Origin of the sequence: Lacibacter cauensis, assembly GCF_007830055.1 — a bacterium.
GTDB lineage: Bacteria > Bacteroidota > Bacteroidia > Chitinophagales > Chitinophagaceae > Lacibacter > Lacibacter cauensis.
Genome location: NZ_VLLE01000006.1, coordinates 564068 through 580464, shown reverse-complemented (window position 1 = coordinate 580464; position 16397 = coordinate 564068). Strand labels below are relative to the sequence as shown.

19 protein-coding genes are annotated in these 16397 nt (G+C 39.3%); 12 read left to right on the top strand and 7 right to left on the bottom strand.

The window, feature by feature from the left end; translation table 11 throughout:
* Position 1: 1 nt before the first annotated feature.
* Positions 2-973 carry a polyprenyl synthetase family protein gene (locus tag IQ13_RS19180; RefSeq protein ID WP_144888355.1) on the bottom strand — a complete coding sequence of 324 codons (972 nt, stop codon included), beginning with the start codon at positions 971-973 and terminating at the stop codon, positions 2-4.
* Positions 974-1159: 186 nt separating this feature from the next.
* Between IQ13_RS19180 and IQ13_RS19175 the strand changes: the two genes are divergently transcribed.
* The 7 genes from IQ13_RS19175 (at position 1160) to IQ13_RS19145 (ending at position 7463) form a co-directional block, all read left to right on the top strand.
* Positions 1160-2854 carry an OmpA family protein gene (locus tag IQ13_RS19175; RefSeq protein ID WP_144888284.1) on the top strand — a complete coding sequence of 565 codons (1695 nt, stop codon included), beginning with the start codon at positions 1160-1162 and terminating at the stop codon, positions 2852-2854.
* Positions 2855-2991: 137 nt separating this feature from the next.
* Entirely contained in the window at positions 2992-3822 is an 831-nt protein-coding gene (locus IQ13_RS19170) for an outer membrane protein assembly factor BamD (RefSeq protein WP_144888282.1), read from the top strand.
* A complete protein-coding gene (locus tag IQ13_RS19165) occupies positions 3797-4138 on the top strand; it encodes a DNA-directed RNA polymerase subunit omega (protein WP_129130186.1) in 342 nt (113 codons plus the stop codon). Before IQ13_RS19170 ends, IQ13_RS19165 begins: the two co-directional genes overlap by 26 nt.
* Positions 4139-4186: 48 nt before the next feature.
* Positions 4187-5431, top strand: coding sequence for a bifunctional phosphopantothenoylcysteine decarboxylase/phosphopantothenate--cysteine ligase CoaBC (gene coaBC / locus IQ13_RS19160; protein WP_242009590.1), 1245 nt, complete (start codon positions 4187-4189; stop codon positions 5429-5431).
* Complete coding sequence (gene porD / locus IQ13_RS19155) at positions 5424-6347, top strand: type IX secretion system protein PorD (RefSeq protein ID WP_144888280.1); 924 nt, start codon at positions 5424-5426, stop codon at positions 6345-6347. Before coaBC ends, porD begins: the two co-directional genes overlap by 8 nt.
* Positions 6344-6760: a DUF4296 domain-containing protein gene (locus IQ13_RS19150; protein ID WP_144888278.1), complete on the top strand. Its 417-nt coding sequence runs from the start codon at positions 6344-6346 to the stop codon at positions 6758-6760. Before porD ends, IQ13_RS19150 begins: the two co-directional genes overlap by 4 nt.
* Positions 6714-7463, top strand: coding sequence for a hypothetical protein (locus IQ13_RS19145; protein ID WP_144888276.1), 750 nt, complete (start codon positions 6714-6716; stop codon positions 7461-7463). Before IQ13_RS19150 ends, IQ13_RS19145 begins: the two co-directional genes overlap by 47 nt.
* Here IQ13_RS19145 and IQ13_RS19140 read toward each other — a convergent pair.
* From IQ13_RS19140 to IQ13_RS19125, 4 genes are all read right to left on the bottom strand, one after another.
* The gene (locus IQ13_RS19140) at positions 7460-8110 is read right to left on the bottom strand and encodes a response regulator transcription factor (RefSeq protein WP_144888274.1); all 651 of its coding nucleotides are present in this window, start codon (positions 8108-8110) and stop codon (positions 7460-7462) included. The genes IQ13_RS19145 and IQ13_RS19140 overlap by 4 nt on opposite strands.
* Before the next feature lie 34 nt (positions 8111-8144).
* A complete protein-coding gene (locus IQ13_RS19135) occupies positions 8145-8969 on the bottom strand; it encodes a sensor histidine kinase (protein WP_144888272.1) in 825 nt (274 codons plus the stop codon).
* 13 nt (positions 8970-8982) lie between these two features.
* Positions 8983-9432: a hypothetical protein gene (locus IQ13_RS19130; protein ID WP_144888270.1), complete on the bottom strand. Its 450-nt coding sequence runs from the start codon at positions 9430-9432 to the stop codon at positions 8983-8985.
* Between the two features lie 291 nt (positions 9433-9723).
* Positions 9724-10089: a hypothetical protein gene (locus IQ13_RS19125; RefSeq protein WP_144888267.1), complete on the bottom strand. Its 366-nt coding sequence runs from the start codon at positions 10087-10089 to the stop codon at positions 9724-9726.
* Positions 10090-10612: 523 nt separating this feature from the next.
* Between IQ13_RS19125 and IQ13_RS19120 the strand changes: the two genes are divergently transcribed.
* The 4 genes from IQ13_RS19120 to IQ13_RS19105 all read left to right on the top strand — a co-directional run bounded on the left by IQ13_RS19120 (position 10613) and on the right by IQ13_RS19105 (position 14334).
* Positions 10613-11272 (top strand): response regulator transcription factor, encoded by a 660-nt coding sequence (locus tag IQ13_RS19120; RefSeq protein WP_144888265.1) that lies wholly within the window; start codon positions 10613-10615, stop codon positions 11270-11272.
* A gap of 107 nt (positions 11273-11379) precedes the next feature.
* A complete protein-coding gene (locus IQ13_RS19115; RefSeq protein ID WP_242009589.1) occupies positions 11380-12072 on the top strand; it encodes a response regulator transcription factor in 693 nt (230 codons plus the stop codon).
* An 81-nt stretch (positions 12073-12153) separates the two neighbouring features.
* A complete protein-coding gene (locus tag IQ13_RS19110; RefSeq protein WP_158637443.1) occupies positions 12154-12990 on the top strand; it encodes an aminotransferase class IV in 837 nt (278 codons plus the stop codon).
* Positions 12991-13020: 30 nt separating this feature from the next.
* Positions 13021-14334 (top strand): cryptochrome/photolyase family protein, encoded by a 1314-nt coding sequence (locus IQ13_RS19105; RefSeq protein ID WP_144888261.1) that lies wholly within the window; start codon positions 13021-13023, stop codon positions 14332-14334.
* On the opposite strand, the gene IQ13_RS19100 is transcribed toward IQ13_RS19105, so the two are convergent.
* Positions 14331-15140: a 1,4-dihydroxy-6-naphtoate synthase gene (locus tag IQ13_RS19100; protein ID WP_144888259.1), complete on the bottom strand. Its 810-nt coding sequence runs from the start codon at positions 15138-15140 to the stop codon at positions 14331-14333. The genes IQ13_RS19105 and IQ13_RS19100 overlap by 4 nt on opposite strands.
* Positions 15141-15153: 13 nt before the next feature.
* Positions 15154-15810: a futalosine hydrolase gene (gene mqnB, locus IQ13_RS19095; RefSeq protein WP_144888257.1), complete on the bottom strand. Its 657-nt coding sequence runs from the start codon at positions 15808-15810 to the stop codon at positions 15154-15156.
* Positions 15811-15904: 94 nt separating this feature from the next.
* Here mqnB and IQ13_RS19090 point away from each other — a divergent pair, with 94 nt between their 5' ends.
* Entirely contained in the window at positions 15905-16315 is a 411-nt protein-coding gene (locus IQ13_RS19090; protein ID WP_144888255.1) for a 6-pyruvoyl trahydropterin synthase family protein, read from the top strand.
* Positions 16316-16397: the final 82 nt, after the last annotated feature.

The following is a 16397-nucleotide window of genomic DNA, read 5'->3' as shown; positions in this document are numbered from 1 at the left end:
ACTAGTATTTTCTATCGGTTGTATAGCGGACGAGTGCTTCTAATCCATCTCTTATTTCGTTTTGAGGGAACTGTTGCAGTAAGGCAATGGCTTCATCTCTGTACCGAAACATGGTCTTTTCTGCATAATCTATGCCTCCTGCCTTAACCACTTCGTCAATGATGTATTGAATATTTTTCTTTTGCCGGTTATCGTTTTTTAGCAGGTAAATCAGCTCCTTTTTCTTAGCAGCATCAACATTGTTTAATGTGTAGATCAAGGGCAGAGTCAGTTTTTTTTCCTTAATGTCGTTACCTGTCGGCTTACCGATGGATGCACTTCCGTAGTCAAACAAATCGTCTTTAATTTGAAAAGCAATGCCTGCTTTTTCCCCAAAAAGCCTCATTTGCTCTGTCTTGTATTCGTCTGCTGTAGTTGACCATGCGCCGGCAGCACAGGCAGAAGCTAAAAGAGAAGCAGTTTTGTTGGTAATAATTTCAAAGTAAACGTCTTCCCTAAGATTAAGTTTTCTTGTTTTTTCAATCTGTAATAATTCGCCCTCACTCATTTTTTCAACCGCTTCAGACAGGATTTTAAGGGTATTAAAGTCGTTATTTTTCAGAGAAAGTAACAGTCCTTTCGACAAAAGATAATCTCCAACCAGAACCGCCACCTTATTTTTCCAGAGGGCATTAATCGAAAAAAAACCTCGTCTTTCCATCGATTCGTCCACAACATCGTCGTGCACAAGGGTAGCGGTATGCAATAATTCTACCAGGGCAGCCGCACGGTGGGTGTTCTCAGTAACCGGTCCAAACAATTTGGCACTCAAAAAAACAAACATGGGGCGAACTTGCTTGCCCTTGCGTCTGATGATGTACTGCATAATACGGTCGAGCAGCGAAACCCTGCTTTTTACCGCCTGCCGGAACCTGTCTTCAAAAGTGTTTAGTTCGTCCTTTATCAGAAGCTGAATGGAAGAAGTCGTATTCATCATGCGGCAAATTACGGTAATTGCCTTTTTTTCTGTAAAAATCCGTGGCAAGCAGCGGTTCTTTATAGAAAACGGTCATATACGACTAACTGATTGTAAATAAATTGCAAAAAATTTGCTTTTTAAGCTGTGATCTCTATTTTTGCACTAATCATCAGGAATTTTCGAAACTTAATTACAACAACTATGGCAAGCAAAAAGTACACCCTTTTACTGGGGGCCCTATGTTTCTTTTTAACAAACGTCTCTGCTCAAAGCTACGACTGGAAAGACTCCTCTCTGATTCCTAAAAAAGGACAAGCTCAACACAGCGAGTTTTTACAAAATCAAAACGCATTCCCTGCAAAACCACGTAATCAGTGGGAAATCGGTTTAAGCGTTGGTAACTCATTAATCTCTGGCGATGTGTATGCTAAGATTCCTCAAATTGGTTGGGGTGCACACGTAAGAAAGGCTTTCGGTTATATTTTCTCAGCTCGAGTACAGTATATCGGCGGTATCGCAAAAGGTATGAACTTTACTCCTGCTTATAACTATGCTAAGAACCCTGCTTTCGGACCATACTACGATGCTCCTCAAAACATCAGACGTGGTAGCACAACTCCAGGTTTGCCTGGTGGTCAAGCTGGTCAACTTTATCAAGTAAGTTCAAAGGAATTACAGCGCAACAGTTTGTATGTTCCTATGACCGATAACATTTTGGATGCAGCTTACTATAACTATCGTACAGTTTCTCATCAATTAGCTTTACAGGGTATCGTAACTCTTAATAATATCCGTTTCCACAAGTCAAAAACTAATTTTGTTATTTATGGCTTAGCTGGCATCGGTGGTATGATTTACGAAACAAAAGTGAATGCTTTAAATGCAAGCGGTGCTTCTTATGAATCTTTGTTCAATACAGTTGCAGCGACTTATGGATCTTCTTTCAAAAACAGAAGACAAATTCTCCGTGATTTGAAAGCTGGTATGGACAATACTTACGAAAGTAAAGCAGATGGTCACCAATTACGTCGTCCTAAGTTGTTCGATATGACTTTCAAGCCTGTAGCTCAAGTTGGTGCAGGTTTAGCTTTCAAAGTTGGTAAGCGTTTCAGCATTGGTGTTGAAGAAGTATTTACCACTACGAAAGACGATTTACTTGATGGCCAGCGTTGGCAAGAGTGGGCTGCAGGCGATGCTGCTCTTACTCGTGACTTCGACACTTGGCATTACACAAATATCAACTTTAATTACAGCCTCGGTGCTAAGTCAGTTGAGCCTCTCTGGTGGTTAAATCCTTTGGATTATGCTTACAACGAATTAAACGCTCCTCGCCACATGAAAATGCCAAAACCTGTTTTGGATGATGCTGATGGTGATGGTGTTACAGATCAGTTCGATAACGAGCCTAACACTCCTGCAGGTTGCCCTGTTGATACACATGGTGTAGCTCGTGATACAGATGGTGACGGTGTTCCTGATTGTAAGGATAAAGAACTCATCACTCCAACTCAGTGCCAGCCTGTAGATGCTGATGGTGTTGGTAAGTGTCCGGATCCTGAGTGCTGCAAAAATATCCAACCAGCTCCTCCAGCTTGTAACTTAGTAGATTTACCAAGCATCAACTTCGGTGGTAATGCTAGCAGCCTGAGTGCTGAAGCGAAAGCTCTTTGCGGTAGCGTAGCTTCTTCTCTCCGTGGCAATCCTGAGTGTAAGTTGATCGTTTGCGGTAGCGCTGCTAAGAGCAAATCTGGTCAGGCTTTAGGTCAGAAGCGTGTGGATGCGATCGTTAAGTACCTGGTTGAAGTACAAGGTATCAGCGCTGATCGTGTAGTAGCACAGTATGACTGCCACGAAGGTGATCCTTCAGTAGTTGAGCTCCGTGCTGAAAAGAAATAATCGTACAGACTAATTGCTTATATAGCCCTTCGGTTCTCCCGGAGGGCTTTTTCTTTATGAAAAGATTAACCGCTGTTTTCTGATTCAGAAAAAGGTTAGGCCTAATTTGCCCGAAAATCTTAACTTTGCTGGCTTTTATGAATTTGATCATTCGTCTTTTATTTCTGGTAATCGTTGTAGGTTCTCTTGCAGGATGTAATAAAAAAACAATTACAAAAATCCTGAAGAGTAAAGATGTGGAATATAAACTGGGTATGGCAGAGCAGTATTATGCCAACAAAAAGTTTAGTAAAGCACAGGTTATTTATGAAGATCTGTTTCCACTGCTGAGAAATGATCCCCGTTTTGAAGATCTTTATTATAAGTATGCTTATTGTGCTTTTAACCAGCGGGATTACATGAGTGCAGAAAATCTTTACAAAGGTTTTCTGGAAGTATTCCCAAAAAGTTCAAGAGCTGCTGAAGTTGATTATATGCGGGCATATTGTTATTACAAACAATCGCCACGTGTAGAGCTGGAGCAAACTGCTACAGAAAAGGCAATTGGGGCAATGCGTGCACATTTGAATAATTATCCTGATTCACCTAAAGGCGAAGAAGCCAAGAAAATTATTGAGGAGTGTTACGCAAAGCTTGAATTGAAGGAATATAAAAGTGCGGAATTATACTACAATGTCTCTTCGTACAGGGCTGCTGCAATAACATTCACCAATCTGCTGAATAATTATCCTGAGTCTAAGCGGGCTGATGAATATAAGCTGATGATCATTAAAGCATATTTCCAGTATGCTCAAATGAGTGTTGAGGAAAAACAAAAAGAACGCTTTCAGAAAGTAGTTGATGAGTATTACGATTTTGTTGATCGTTTTCCTGAAAGTAAGCTTACAAAAGATGCTGAAAAGTATTTTATTCAATCATCAAACAATATAAAATCAAATAAAAATGAGCAGACTAATACGAAAAGTTAGCGCTAACACAAGCAATGTTGTAGAAACAAAGAATGTGGCTGACTTAAAGGCTAAAACAGGCAACTTGTACGAGTCTATTGCTGTTATTGCCAAGCGTGCAAACCAGATTAATATTTCTTTGAAAGAAGAATTACATAACAAGCTGGAAGAGTTTGCGAGTCATACCGATAGCCTGGAAGAAATTCATGAAAACAAAGAGCAAATTGAAATTTCTAAGGCATACGAGAGAATGCCCAATCCAGCTTTATTGGCTACACAGGAGTTTGTGGATGATAAGGTATATCATCGCAGAGCAGAGAATGATTTATTCTCTTAATACAAAAAGATAAAATTTTGGTAGTGGCGGTCGTGTATATGACCGCCATTGCTGTTTTTTAAATTGAACATTTTACTCTATTTTCAACAACAAATGAGTTTAGTCGGCAAGAAAATAGTATTGGGTATAAGTGGGAGTATTGCAGCCTATAAATCAATTCTTCTCGTCCGTCTTTTGGTAAGAGAAGGTGCTGATGTGAAAGTGGTAATTACACCTGCAGCCAAGGATTTCGTTTCGCCATTGGTGCTTTCCACCTTATCGAAAAACAAAGTTGTTGCGGATCTGTTTGAAGATGATAGCTGGGCAAACCATGTTGAACTTGGCCGATGGGCCGATTTAATGGTAATAGCCCCTTTAAGTTGTAATACGCTGGCAAAGATGGCTGCTGGTATGTGCGATAACTTAATGCTTGCGGTATATCTTTCAGCCACATGCCCTGTTATTGTTGCACCGGCAATGGATGAAGATATGTGGAAGCATCCGGCAACAAAAAATAATCTAAAGTCATTAGAATCTTTTGGAAATAAAATTATTCCTGTTGACGCAGGTGAACTTGCAAGTGGTTTAATTGGAGAAGGCCGAATGGCCGAACCTGCCAACATCCTGCAGTATATACAGCAGTTTTTTTTTGAACAAGCAGACTTCTCTGGCAGTAGGGTATTAATTACTGCAGGTCCTACTTATGAGGCTATTGATCCCGTGCGTTTTATTGGTAATCATTCCAGTGGTAAAATGGGTATAGCCTTGGCAGAAGAGTTTGCTAAGCGAGGTGCATTGGTTGAGCTTGTTCTGGGTCCGTCTGCCCAGACTGTGCAAACTGCAAATATTCATGTTACAAGAGTTACTAGTGCCGAGGAGATGTTCAATGCTTGTGCAACCATGTTTTCATCCTGTCAAATAGCTGTAATGTCAGCTGCTGTTGCAGATTATACACCTGTTGTTACAGCCGATGAGAAAATAAAGAAAGCTGATGGCAATTTGCATGTTGAATTAAAACGAACAAAAGATATTCTTGCATCATTAGGAGCACTTAAAACCAAAGAGCAGTTGCTTGTTGGTTTTGCATTAGAAACCCAAAACGAAAAAGCATATGCTTTGCAAAAGCTCGAAGCAAAAAATGCTGATATGATTGTACTAAATTCTTTAAACGATCAAGGCGCCGGGTTTGGTAAAGACACAAATAAAATCACCATTTTCGATAAGAATAAGCAAGAATATACGTTTCCTGTAAAGAGTAAAAGGGAAGTGGCAAAAGATATTGTTGATACCATTAAACACTTGATACATGTTTAAAAAACTGCTTGCTGCAATTGTCTGTAATTGCTTTGTTTTTTGTTTGCAGGCTCAGGAACTTAATGCAAGAGTTCGTGTAATCGATAATCAAATACCATCTACTGTCGATCGGAAAATTTTCCGTACGCTTGAAACTGTCCTCACCAATTTTTTGAATAACCGTAAATGGTCACAGGATAATTTTAAATCAACTGAAAAAATAAATTGCCAGTTTTTAATTAACCTGGAATCAATGCCCGAGCCGAATGTGTACAATGCAAGTATTACAATACAGGCAGCAAGGCCGGTATACGCAGCCTCTTACGTTTCGCCCATTATTAATTTTAAAGATGCCAGCCTGGATTTTAAGTATGTTGAGTCGCAGCCTGTAGAGTTTAATGATAACAGGGTGTCGGGAGCAGATCCCATGGCTTCTAATCTTTCTGCAGTAATGGCGTATTATGCTTATATCATTGTTGGCTTCGATTACTCTTCGTTTTCTATACGAGGTGGCGATCCTTACTTTCAAAAGGCATTGAATATTGTTAACAATGCACCGGAAGCGAGCAAAATTTCCGGATGGAAGTCGTTTGAAAGCACTAATCGTAACAGGTATTGGTTAACCGAAAACTTAATCAATAACAGGTACGCAACGATTCATGATGTGTACTATACTTATTACAGGAAAGGATTTGATAAACTTTATGAAGATGAAGCAGCAGCAAGAAATGAGGTACTTAATGCACTTCTTTATCTAGATAACTTAAACAGAGAAACCCCCAACCTGATGGTTGTTCAGTTTTTTATGTTGGGTAAAGCAGACGAGTTAATAAATCTTTTTCGTAAGGCATCACAACAAGACAAAACAAGAGTAGTTGAAATTCTAAGCCGGCTTGATATTGCAAATTCAAACAAGTATAAACAGGAGTTGAAATGAAAATGAAGTATGGCATTGTTTTTACATTCTTCGTTCTCTTGTATGCTTGTTCGGGCAAGGGAAAAGTTCCTGAAAATGTTATTGCGCAAGAAAAGTTTCAGGCAGTATTGAAAGATGTAATAATTGCCGATGCCTTAAGTACCGAACGCTCTTTTAAAGACACTGCTTTGAAAATTCCGGATGCCAACGCAGCTTACTTCTTAAAGGTTTTTGAGATGCATGGGATAACTAAAAATCAGTTCATGGTTAGTTACAATTATTACTTAACCCGGCCCGATGTGTTGAAAATTATCACCGATTCCGTATCTGCACAGCTTTCACGAAAAAGTGAGCGTCTTTCAGCCGACACAACTAAACCCAAACCTAATGGTTATAACATCAAGAAAACTGGAGCTGGAGCTGGGAATAAATAGTACAATTGCTAACTATTTCGCAAATGAAAGGAAGGTTCCTGAGAACAATCTTTTTTGGAATAATAAACGCATTTATATTTCTTCTGGTTTTGGATTCCTTACTATTCCCATGATCTTCGACTTGGTTCATAAATGTGGAGTACCATTGGATATCTTGCTTAACGATGGACATGTTTCTTTAATGGAACAAGGTTTTCATCAATTGAAGTTGTATGAAAACGAGGAGATTTCTTTTGAAGAATTTCTTAACGGGTGTAAAAACTTATTGCAGGATAAAATAAAACAGCCTAAGCTGGCCGCAGACCTGTTTGCTTTGTTTTCTGGTAAACCATCTTCTTACTTTACTTTCGAAACAACGCACAAAGCTTTAGCCCGATCGGATAGTTTTTTATTTACCTTGGTTGATCTTGATCTATCTGATGAATGGATAACTCAATTCCTTCCTTATTGGTATTCGCTTGCCCGGCCAATTTTGTTGCTGGATGATTTTAAAGATCTCGTAGAAGATCGTTCCTCTGGCGAGGAAAATACAATCATTGAGTTAGGTGATAACGTCGCTGCTATTGAAGCTGCCTATAATATGGGTATCGCTGATCTTGAATTGCTTGCAACAATTAATCCACAACTGGCAGCGTTTATGCGCCGCTTTCTTAATGACGCACTGCGGTATGATTATATCAGAGCGGAGTTAATGAAGTCTTAATCGATCAGGGAATTTTTCATTGCAAAAAATACAAGTCCTACAGAGTTCTTTACGCCAAATCTTTCCATTAGACGATCTTTGATTGCTTCAACAGTGCGGGCACTTATTTCCATTTCTTTTGCAATTTCCTGTGCAGTATACTCCATACATAAAAGACGAATAACCTGTTTCTCTTTGTCAGAAATTTGAATTTCGCTGTTCAGCGTAGGTATTGATTTAACCTTGTTGTGTGATTTTTTTAGCAGGATACGATTTACAAAGTTATTGAGATAATATCCCTTTGTATAAACCTCGAGGATAGCTTTTTTTATCTCAGATGGGTCAGAGCTTTTTAAAAGATAACCGTTTGCTCCATTCTCCATCAAGTGCGTTACAAAACGCTCATCTTCGTACATGGTTAATACTAAAACATGTATGTTGGGATATAGCTTGTTTACTGCTTTAGTAGTTTCAATACCATCCTTGCCAGGCATCCGTAAATCCATGAGAATTACATCTGGTTCAGCTTCAGCTAAGCCAGCAAGTAACTCGTCGCCATTTTCGGCTTCAAGTACAAATTTTAAGTTAGTATAAGAACGAAGTGAAAGGATTACACCTTTCCTGAAAATTTGGTGATCGTCGGCAATAGCTACTTTTATCTGGCTCATATTATCAATGATTGTAAAGTTACTATTTTACTAATTACAACATTGCTTCAATTGGAATCTCTATAGTAACCTTATAGTATGTATTTGAAGGATCTTTTTCGAAGAGGATTTTTGAGTTAAGAATTTTTACCCTGCTGAAAATGTTTTTTAAGCCCATTCCCTGCGGCGTATCTCTCAACTTTTCGTATTCTGTTTGCGTAAGCCCCTCTCCATCGTGATGAATACGAATATAAATATACTGATCCGTTTTGTTTTGAGTTAAATGGATAAAACTGCAATGGCTATGCTTTATGGTATTGTTGACCAGTTCTTGTAATACACGGAAAATCGAAAGCTCATAATCAAGCTTTAAACGACGTTTGTAATCGTGAAAGCGTGCACTGGCGCTGATAGAACCACTGCCATTAATTTTCTGAAACATATCGTTTACTGCACTTTCCAGTCCAAAGTTTTTCAATGTTGGGGGAATAAGGCTATGCGACATGTTACGGATCAGCTGAATAGTATCGTCAATAATCTGCTTGGCATTGTAGATACTTTGCAATTGTGTTGCCTGATCCTGATGAATAAGATTTTCGTTCAAGTAGAGGCGAACTGTGGCTAGTAAAGGTCCTGCATCATCATGAAGATCAGCTGCAATACGTTGGCGTTCCTCTTCCTGGCTTTCAATGGAAGCCTGAAGCATCATCTGTTGTTGTTCTTCCTGCATCTTTTTCATTCGCAGCTGAAAGTAAATAACCTTCCGCTGATGAATAACAATGAAAACAATAAGACCAACAGCCAACAAAAGCATGCCGAATGTACCGAAGTACACAACATAGGTTACGTTAGTGGAATTTGTGGCTTGTAAAAAAAACATGGGTTATAAGCAGTTATGCGGTAATGGGTTTTGAGGTTGAAGTTTTGTAAAATGGATCTTTGTATTGCTTCCAAACAGCAAAGCCAATGATCACATTATACAGTATTGTAAGAATGCCATGTATATTATTATAATCAGCTTCATTCGTTACATCCTGTAGCCAAAATTTTGCGAATATATATATGAAGAATGTACCAGCTGAGTGCAAGAATACTCCGGTAACGTACCAAAACTCAGGTAAATCATAAATAAAGAAAGCTTCAGGCTTTTTTATTTGTTCATAAAAGAAGATGATAGAAAGCGCAATCAAAAGTACATTCTGAAATGAGGATGGTATTTTATCGTAATAATCTCCATCAGCATAGAATACTAGATAAATGGTCAATGCAATGAGATAAGTAGAAAGTCCAAAAATTGATGCCTTTCGTAGCAGTGATGTAGATGCGATACTGCGATAAATCATGCAAATAAGTACAATCTTCAGATATGAAAACACTATCCCGTTTAGAACGTACACATTGTAATATCTATAGTAGAAGTAATTATTAATGATTTCATTGGTTAATTTTAGAACAAAGAACAGTAGAATGAATTTCTTAAAAGAAGTGGTTTTATTTCTTTTATTTAGGAAGAAAGCCAAGATTGGGATAAGCAGTGTTAATCCCCGTAAATCGGTTATAGATAAAAAAGTTCCTATATCTGATGGTTTAAATCAAATATAGGAACTTCCTATAAGTAGTCAAAAAATTACTTACTACTTGCCTGAACCCCAGCCACTATTGTCGATAGCACCATCATCACCAACCAGTGCTTCTTCCATAGTCATCTCTCCAGTTGCAGAAACTACAGCATATTGGTAAATTGGTTGCTTGTTCGCATCAACGGCTACAATAATAGCTTGACGAACGCCCGCTGCATTATAACCGGGTACAATTGCGATACCTTCGCAGCCTGGTTGTGATAAAGCTTTCAGGAATAAATCCTTTCCGAGGATGTTCACAAATGCTTGTTCTGGATGCTTGTCAAAAAAACGTTTTGCCATTTCTTCGCCAGCCTCTAAGCCAATGTGTCTTCCAATTTTAGACACTTCTTGGGTTTTTTGAAGTAATTCTTGTTGCATAGTTGTAGGTTTAGAAGTTAAGTTTGAACTACTAATTTTTAGAAAATCTTGGCTATGCGCAACAGTTGGGCAATGTGAATAACTTTTGGATTTATTTTATTCTGTTGAAAAACAAACGTTTATGCCTTAGTTTTACTAAAATAAGTAATTTAGCTAAGGCAAATCTACGTATTAAAATGCGTAATTTTACTATTGGTAAAATCGGAAATCAACGAATTGTTTTCGGGAAAAAGTCGCAAGTAGGACTACGTTGTGTAAAAAATGTGAATAAGCGAAAACACTTAGTGGCTGTGTCTGAGTGATTGGAGAACGTTTGATTGTATTTAGTCTGTTGAAGAACTCTGCACTAGATAAAAGTAACAAATAAACCCAGTTTAAACAAGCAGTGAGACTCGTTTCCTCAGTTAATGTATCGTGTCTGGCAACGTAACACGCAAGTAATTAATGCATTTTGATGGTTAAATACTTTGAAGTGTGCGTTAAGTAGTTTATTTTGCATTAACCTCTAAAACCCAAATATCCCATGTCTGTAGATACTAGCATTAAATTCGCTATTGCCGATGATCACAAAATCTTTCGTGATGGTATTAAAATGGCACTCGGCGGCAGACCTCACCTTAAGTTAATATGGGAAGCAGAAGATGGAAAAGATCTGATGCATAAACTCACAATCAAAAAGCCCGATATTCTTTTAATGGACATTCGTATGCCCGAGTTGGATGGCATAAATGCCTTACCTATGATCCGTAAAGAATATGAAGGTGTAAAGATTGTGGTGCTGAGTATGTACGACGACCAGCAGATGGTGAGCAAGATGATGGAAATGGGGGCCAATGCTTACCTTACCAAAACCACCGACCCCAACGAGATTTACGATGCCATCCTTACTTGCATGAACGAGGATTTTTACTTCAATGAACTGGTTAACCAGGCAGTGTTGCTGAAGCTCAATTACAAGAAAACTGTCAAACAGTTTTACCCCAATACAACCAAATTCTCCGAAAAAGAGCTGCAGATCCTAAAACTTCTGGCAGAAGATAAAACAACAGAAGAAATTTCTAAAACTGTGTTTTTAAGCCCCCGGACTATTGAAACGATCAGGCAGAACATGAAGAATAAGGTTGGGGCAAAGACAATTGCAGGGTTAATTGTGTTTGGAATGCGTAACAGGCTCATCGAATAAGACCGTAAAATCCACAAGTTTAAAGTCAGGTACTACTACCAGTAAAAATGACGCAAAAAAGCGCCATCTTGCATACTGAATAAGTACTACGACAAACAACATATCCTATGTACACAATGAAAACCGTAAAACCAACTGACTCCACTACCGACATTATCAAAGTAGCTATTACTGATGACCATGTTTTGTACCGTGCAGGTGTAAAAACCGCTCTTGGTATGAAAAAGGATATCCAGGTAGTATTTGAAGCAGATAACGGTATGCATTTGCTGAATATGCTCAAATCCATCCAGCCGGATGTTATCCTGCTTGATGTGCAGATGCCCATCATGGATGGTATAGCCACTCTTCCCGAAGTTAAAAAGCTTTATCCCGATATTAAGATCATTATGCTCACCATGCATGATGAACATACAATGATCACCCGTTTGATGGAGTTGGGAGCTAATTCCTATCTTACCAAAAATTCAGACAGCGAAGTGATTTATGAAGCAATTAAAACCTGTCACGAACAGGAATATTTCTTCAATACGCTTACTAATAAGGCTTTGATCGACGGTTTGAAGATGAAGCGCCAGGGTGATTCGGTGATGGGCCACGATGTGAAGCTGAACGAAAAAGAAATCACCATTCTCCGTTTAATGTGCGAAGAAAAGAGCACCAAGGAAATTGCTGATATTGTTGATTTAAGTCCACGTACCGTAGAGGCAATTCGTGATAAACTCAAATCGAAAATAGGCGCAAGATCTACAGCTGGTCTTATCTTATACGCTGTAAAGCATAATATTATCGAAGGATAAAAACGAATAAACCAAAACCAACCGCATAGGCGATACTGCAAAGTGTCGCCTCTTTTTTTATATTCGCCTGTAATGGTTACAATGTACAATTTAGATGGGAAGCTGCATGCAGCGGATGAACGAACGATTCATCCGGATAACAGAGCATTTCGCTACGGAGAGGGTTTGTTTGAAACCATCAGATTGCACAAAGGAATTATGCCTTTGTTCGATTTACATTGGGAAAGGCTTACACGTTCGTTACCTGCATTATATTTTGAGTTACCCGTTCATTTTACAAAGGAGTATCTCAAAAATGAGTTATTGCAATTGGCAAAGCGAAACCAGGCACTTGATGCAGCAAGAATGCGGGTGATGATTTTTAAAGGGGAAGGCGGCATTTGGGAAAAACCAACTGCAAACTTTCGTTACCTGTTGCAATGCTGGCCGCTTGAACAAAATGAGTTCAGCATGAATGAAAACGGGCTGGATATTGGCCTGTTCCCAGACGGACGAAAAGCCTGCGATGCATTTTCAAACTTCAAAACCAATAATTATTTTTTGTATGCCCTGGCAGCCCAATACGCCAAAACAAAAAAATGGAATGAATGCATTGTGCTGAACCAATTCAACCGTATCTGTGATACAACTATTGCTAACATTTTCTTTGTAAAAAATAAAACGATTTACACGCCTGCACTTGCCGAAGGTTGTGTGGCCGGAGTTATGCGGACGTATTTGCTGCATGCTTTGACCGTAAACGGATTAACGGTTGAGGAAACCGCCTGTACTCCTGAACAACTGCTCGATGCCGACGAACTGTTTTTAACCAATGCCATGAGCGGATTACGCTGGGTGAAGCGTTTCAATGAAAAGCAGTACTTGCCTGAGCTGGCACCGCAAGTTTTTCAACAGATTATTAAGCCGCTTTTTCCCTGAACTTTCTGAACGCCTCTGCGTTATACAGGCATGGCCAAACAAACTGTACATATCTGCTGGTTCCGTAGAGATCTGCGCTTGCATGATAATGCCGCATTGTATCATGCTTTAAAAGAAGGCATTCCGGTTGTGCCGGTATTTATTTTTGATCGATCGATCTTAGATAAACTGGAAGATAAGCAGGACAGACGGGTAGAGTTTATTCATCTTGCGATTACAGCTATGCAACAACAGCTGCAGCAGTTGGGCGGCAGCATGGAAGTTTATTATGGTTTTCCTGTTGAAGTATTTCAGCAGCTTGCCAACAAGTACACTATCAAAAAGGTATTTACCAATCACGATTACGAACCCTATGCAAAAGAGCGTGATGCGGTTATACAGCAACAATTAAACGAAGCCGGTATTTCATTTCATACGTATAAAGACCAGGTGATTTTTGAAAAGGATGAAGTGGAGAAAGATGATGGTAAGCCTTACACCGTTTTTACTCCTTACAGCAGAAAGTGGAAAGCAAAGCTGAATGATTTTTATTTGAAGAGTTACCCGGTAGAGAAGTATAATCAAAATTTTTATCAGCAATCAGCACAACCCATTCCATCGTTAAATGAAATGGGCTTTACCGCAACAGGTTTACCTTTTTCTTCTTCTGCAACAAGAAAAGAAATTATTAAACAATATAAAGAACAACGGGATTTTCCTGCCATCGAAGGTACCAGTCGTTTAAGTGTACATCTTCGATTTGGCACCATCAGTATTCGTGAGCTGGCAAAGAAGGCACTTGGTTTAAGCGAAGGTTATTTGAACGAACTCATCTGGCGTGATTTCTACCATATGATTCTTTGGCATTTTCCGCATGTAGGAGAGGGAAAGTCTTTCAAGAAAGAATATGATTTTATTGAATGGCGGCATGATGAAAACGATTTTCAAAAATGGTGCGATGGACAAACCGGTTATCCGATTGTTGATGCAGGCATGCGTGAGCTAAATGCAACAGGCTTTATGCATAACCGTGTGCGGATGATTGTTGCTTCTTTTCTCACTAAACATTTACTCATCGATTGGCGTTGGGGCGAAGCTTATTTTGCAAAGAAGTTATTGGATTTTGATTTGGCTGCCAATAACGGCGGCTGGCAATGGGCGGCAGGAAGCGGTTGTGATGCCGCACCTTATTTCCGCATTTTCAATCCTTATCTGCAAACACAAAAATTCGATCCGAAACTGGAATATGTGCGCAAGTGGGTACCGGAGTTTGAAGGCTTTAACTATGTACAACCCATCGTACAGCATGAGTTTGCACGCAAGCGTTGTTTGGAAGTGTATGCAAAGACTTTGAAAAAAGATTAAGCTGATGCAATGCGGATGAACTGCTCAACAGCTTTCAATCCATCAGCACCTAAATCAACTGAATAATTGTTTACATACAAGTCGATGTGTTGGCGCATCACCTCTTCACTCATCTCCTGCGAATGTTGCTTTACATACTCTGTTACTAATGGATAATTTGCAAATGCATACTCCACACTTTTGCGAATGAGTGCATCTACTTTTTGTGCAACTGCAGTATCTACTCGTTGGTGTGCAACAATACCGCCCAGCGGAATTGGAAAGCCGGTTGTTTGTTCCCAGTATTCACCCAAATCAATCAGCTTTGTTAAACCTCTTTGCTGATAGGTAAAACGGTTTTCGTGAATGATTACACCCGCATCAACTTTGCCACATAATACTGCATCTTCAATTTCGTGAAACACCATAAACTGTTTTTGCTTTGCAGTGGGGAAAGCCTGCGAAAATAAAAAGTGAGCAGTGGTGTTTATGCCTGGTATGGCAATGCTAGAAGTATTTACAAATTCCTGAAGATCTTCATACTTCGTATTTCGTACTTCCTGCTTCGTAATTAATAATGGTCCAACACCTTTACCTAACGCACCGCCACTGCGAAGCAATGTATAATTGTTTAATAGTTTTGGATAAACCCCGTAACTGATCTTCGATACATCGAGCTTGCCCTGCAAAGCCCATTCGTTGAGTGTTTGTACATCTTCCAGATGTACATCAAAGGAGAGTCCTTCGGTATCAATTTTATGATTCACCAACGCATCAAAAATAAACGTGTCGTTGGGGCAGGGCGAAAATCCAAGTGTAAGTTTCATCGCTAAAATTTCTTTACAGGCTTTCAACAAAACGGATTAGTTCTTTATTCAATGCTTCTACCGATTCTTTCAGCATCCATTTCTTTTTATTGCGTTCGCCTACGTAATTTGATAAACTTCTGATCTGCACAAACGGAATATTTTCTTTCATGCAAACCAGGTGCAGTGCAGCACCCTCCATGTTTTCAATGCCGGCTTTGTATTTTGTTTGATAGAGCTCGGCTGTCTTTTTTGTGGCCGTAATCTGGTTAACCGTAATACTGTTTACCAACGGCAAACGTGTCCGCTCCATGAGTACTGTAAACGGGTTAATCAGTTTCTTTTGCTTAAATGGAAATTGATTGGCCGGCAGCAACTTCAGATCAAACACATCTTTATACCCGTCTTTTTCCATCACGCCCAAATCGGCCATGATTTCCTGTTTTACGGCAACAACCAACCCTAATTTCAATTTGGGTGAAAATGCTCCGGCAATACCGGCCATTATCACCACATCGGGCTTTTTTACCTGCAAATGCTTCATGAGGCTGTAGGTAGTGTTAACCGAACCAACCCCTGTAACGAGGAAATCGATCTGTAAATCAATGTAATCGAGCTTACTTGTATTGTGCAGATGCTGGATAAACGGCTTTATTTCCAGTACGGTAGCCGAAACAACTAAACAGTTCATACTGTAAAGTTCGGGGAAGTTTCTTTAAAACCTAAGGAGTAGAAAAATGCCGCATTCTTGTTACCTTTGCGGCCCAACATTTTGAGGTATAGACATGGTGTATTTAACCAGACTTGAACATTTTAACGCAGCTCACAAGCTTTATAACCCAAACTGGACCCCCGAAAAGAACGAGGCCATGTTTGGCAAATGTGCTAATGAAAACTGGCATGGACATAACTACGACCTGTTTGTTACCATTAAAGGACATGTAAATGAAGACACCGGTTTTTTATTTGATGTAAAAAAGCTGAGTGAAATAATTAAGGAACATATTCTTGAAAAGCTCGATCACAAAAACCTCAATATTGATGTAGATTTTATGCGGGGCAAAATGTGTTCTACTGAAAACCTGGCCAAAGCAATCTGGCAACAACTGGCTCCGCATTTACCCGAAGAAGTAAAGCTGCACTGCATTAAGCTGTACGAAACACCACGCATTTACGTAGAATATTTCGGCGAATAAACTTTTTACTGCGTACCTTGTTATAGTTCTTATACACCTGCGAGGTACTTTTCTGTAAAGCACATGGCAGGATAAAATCGGC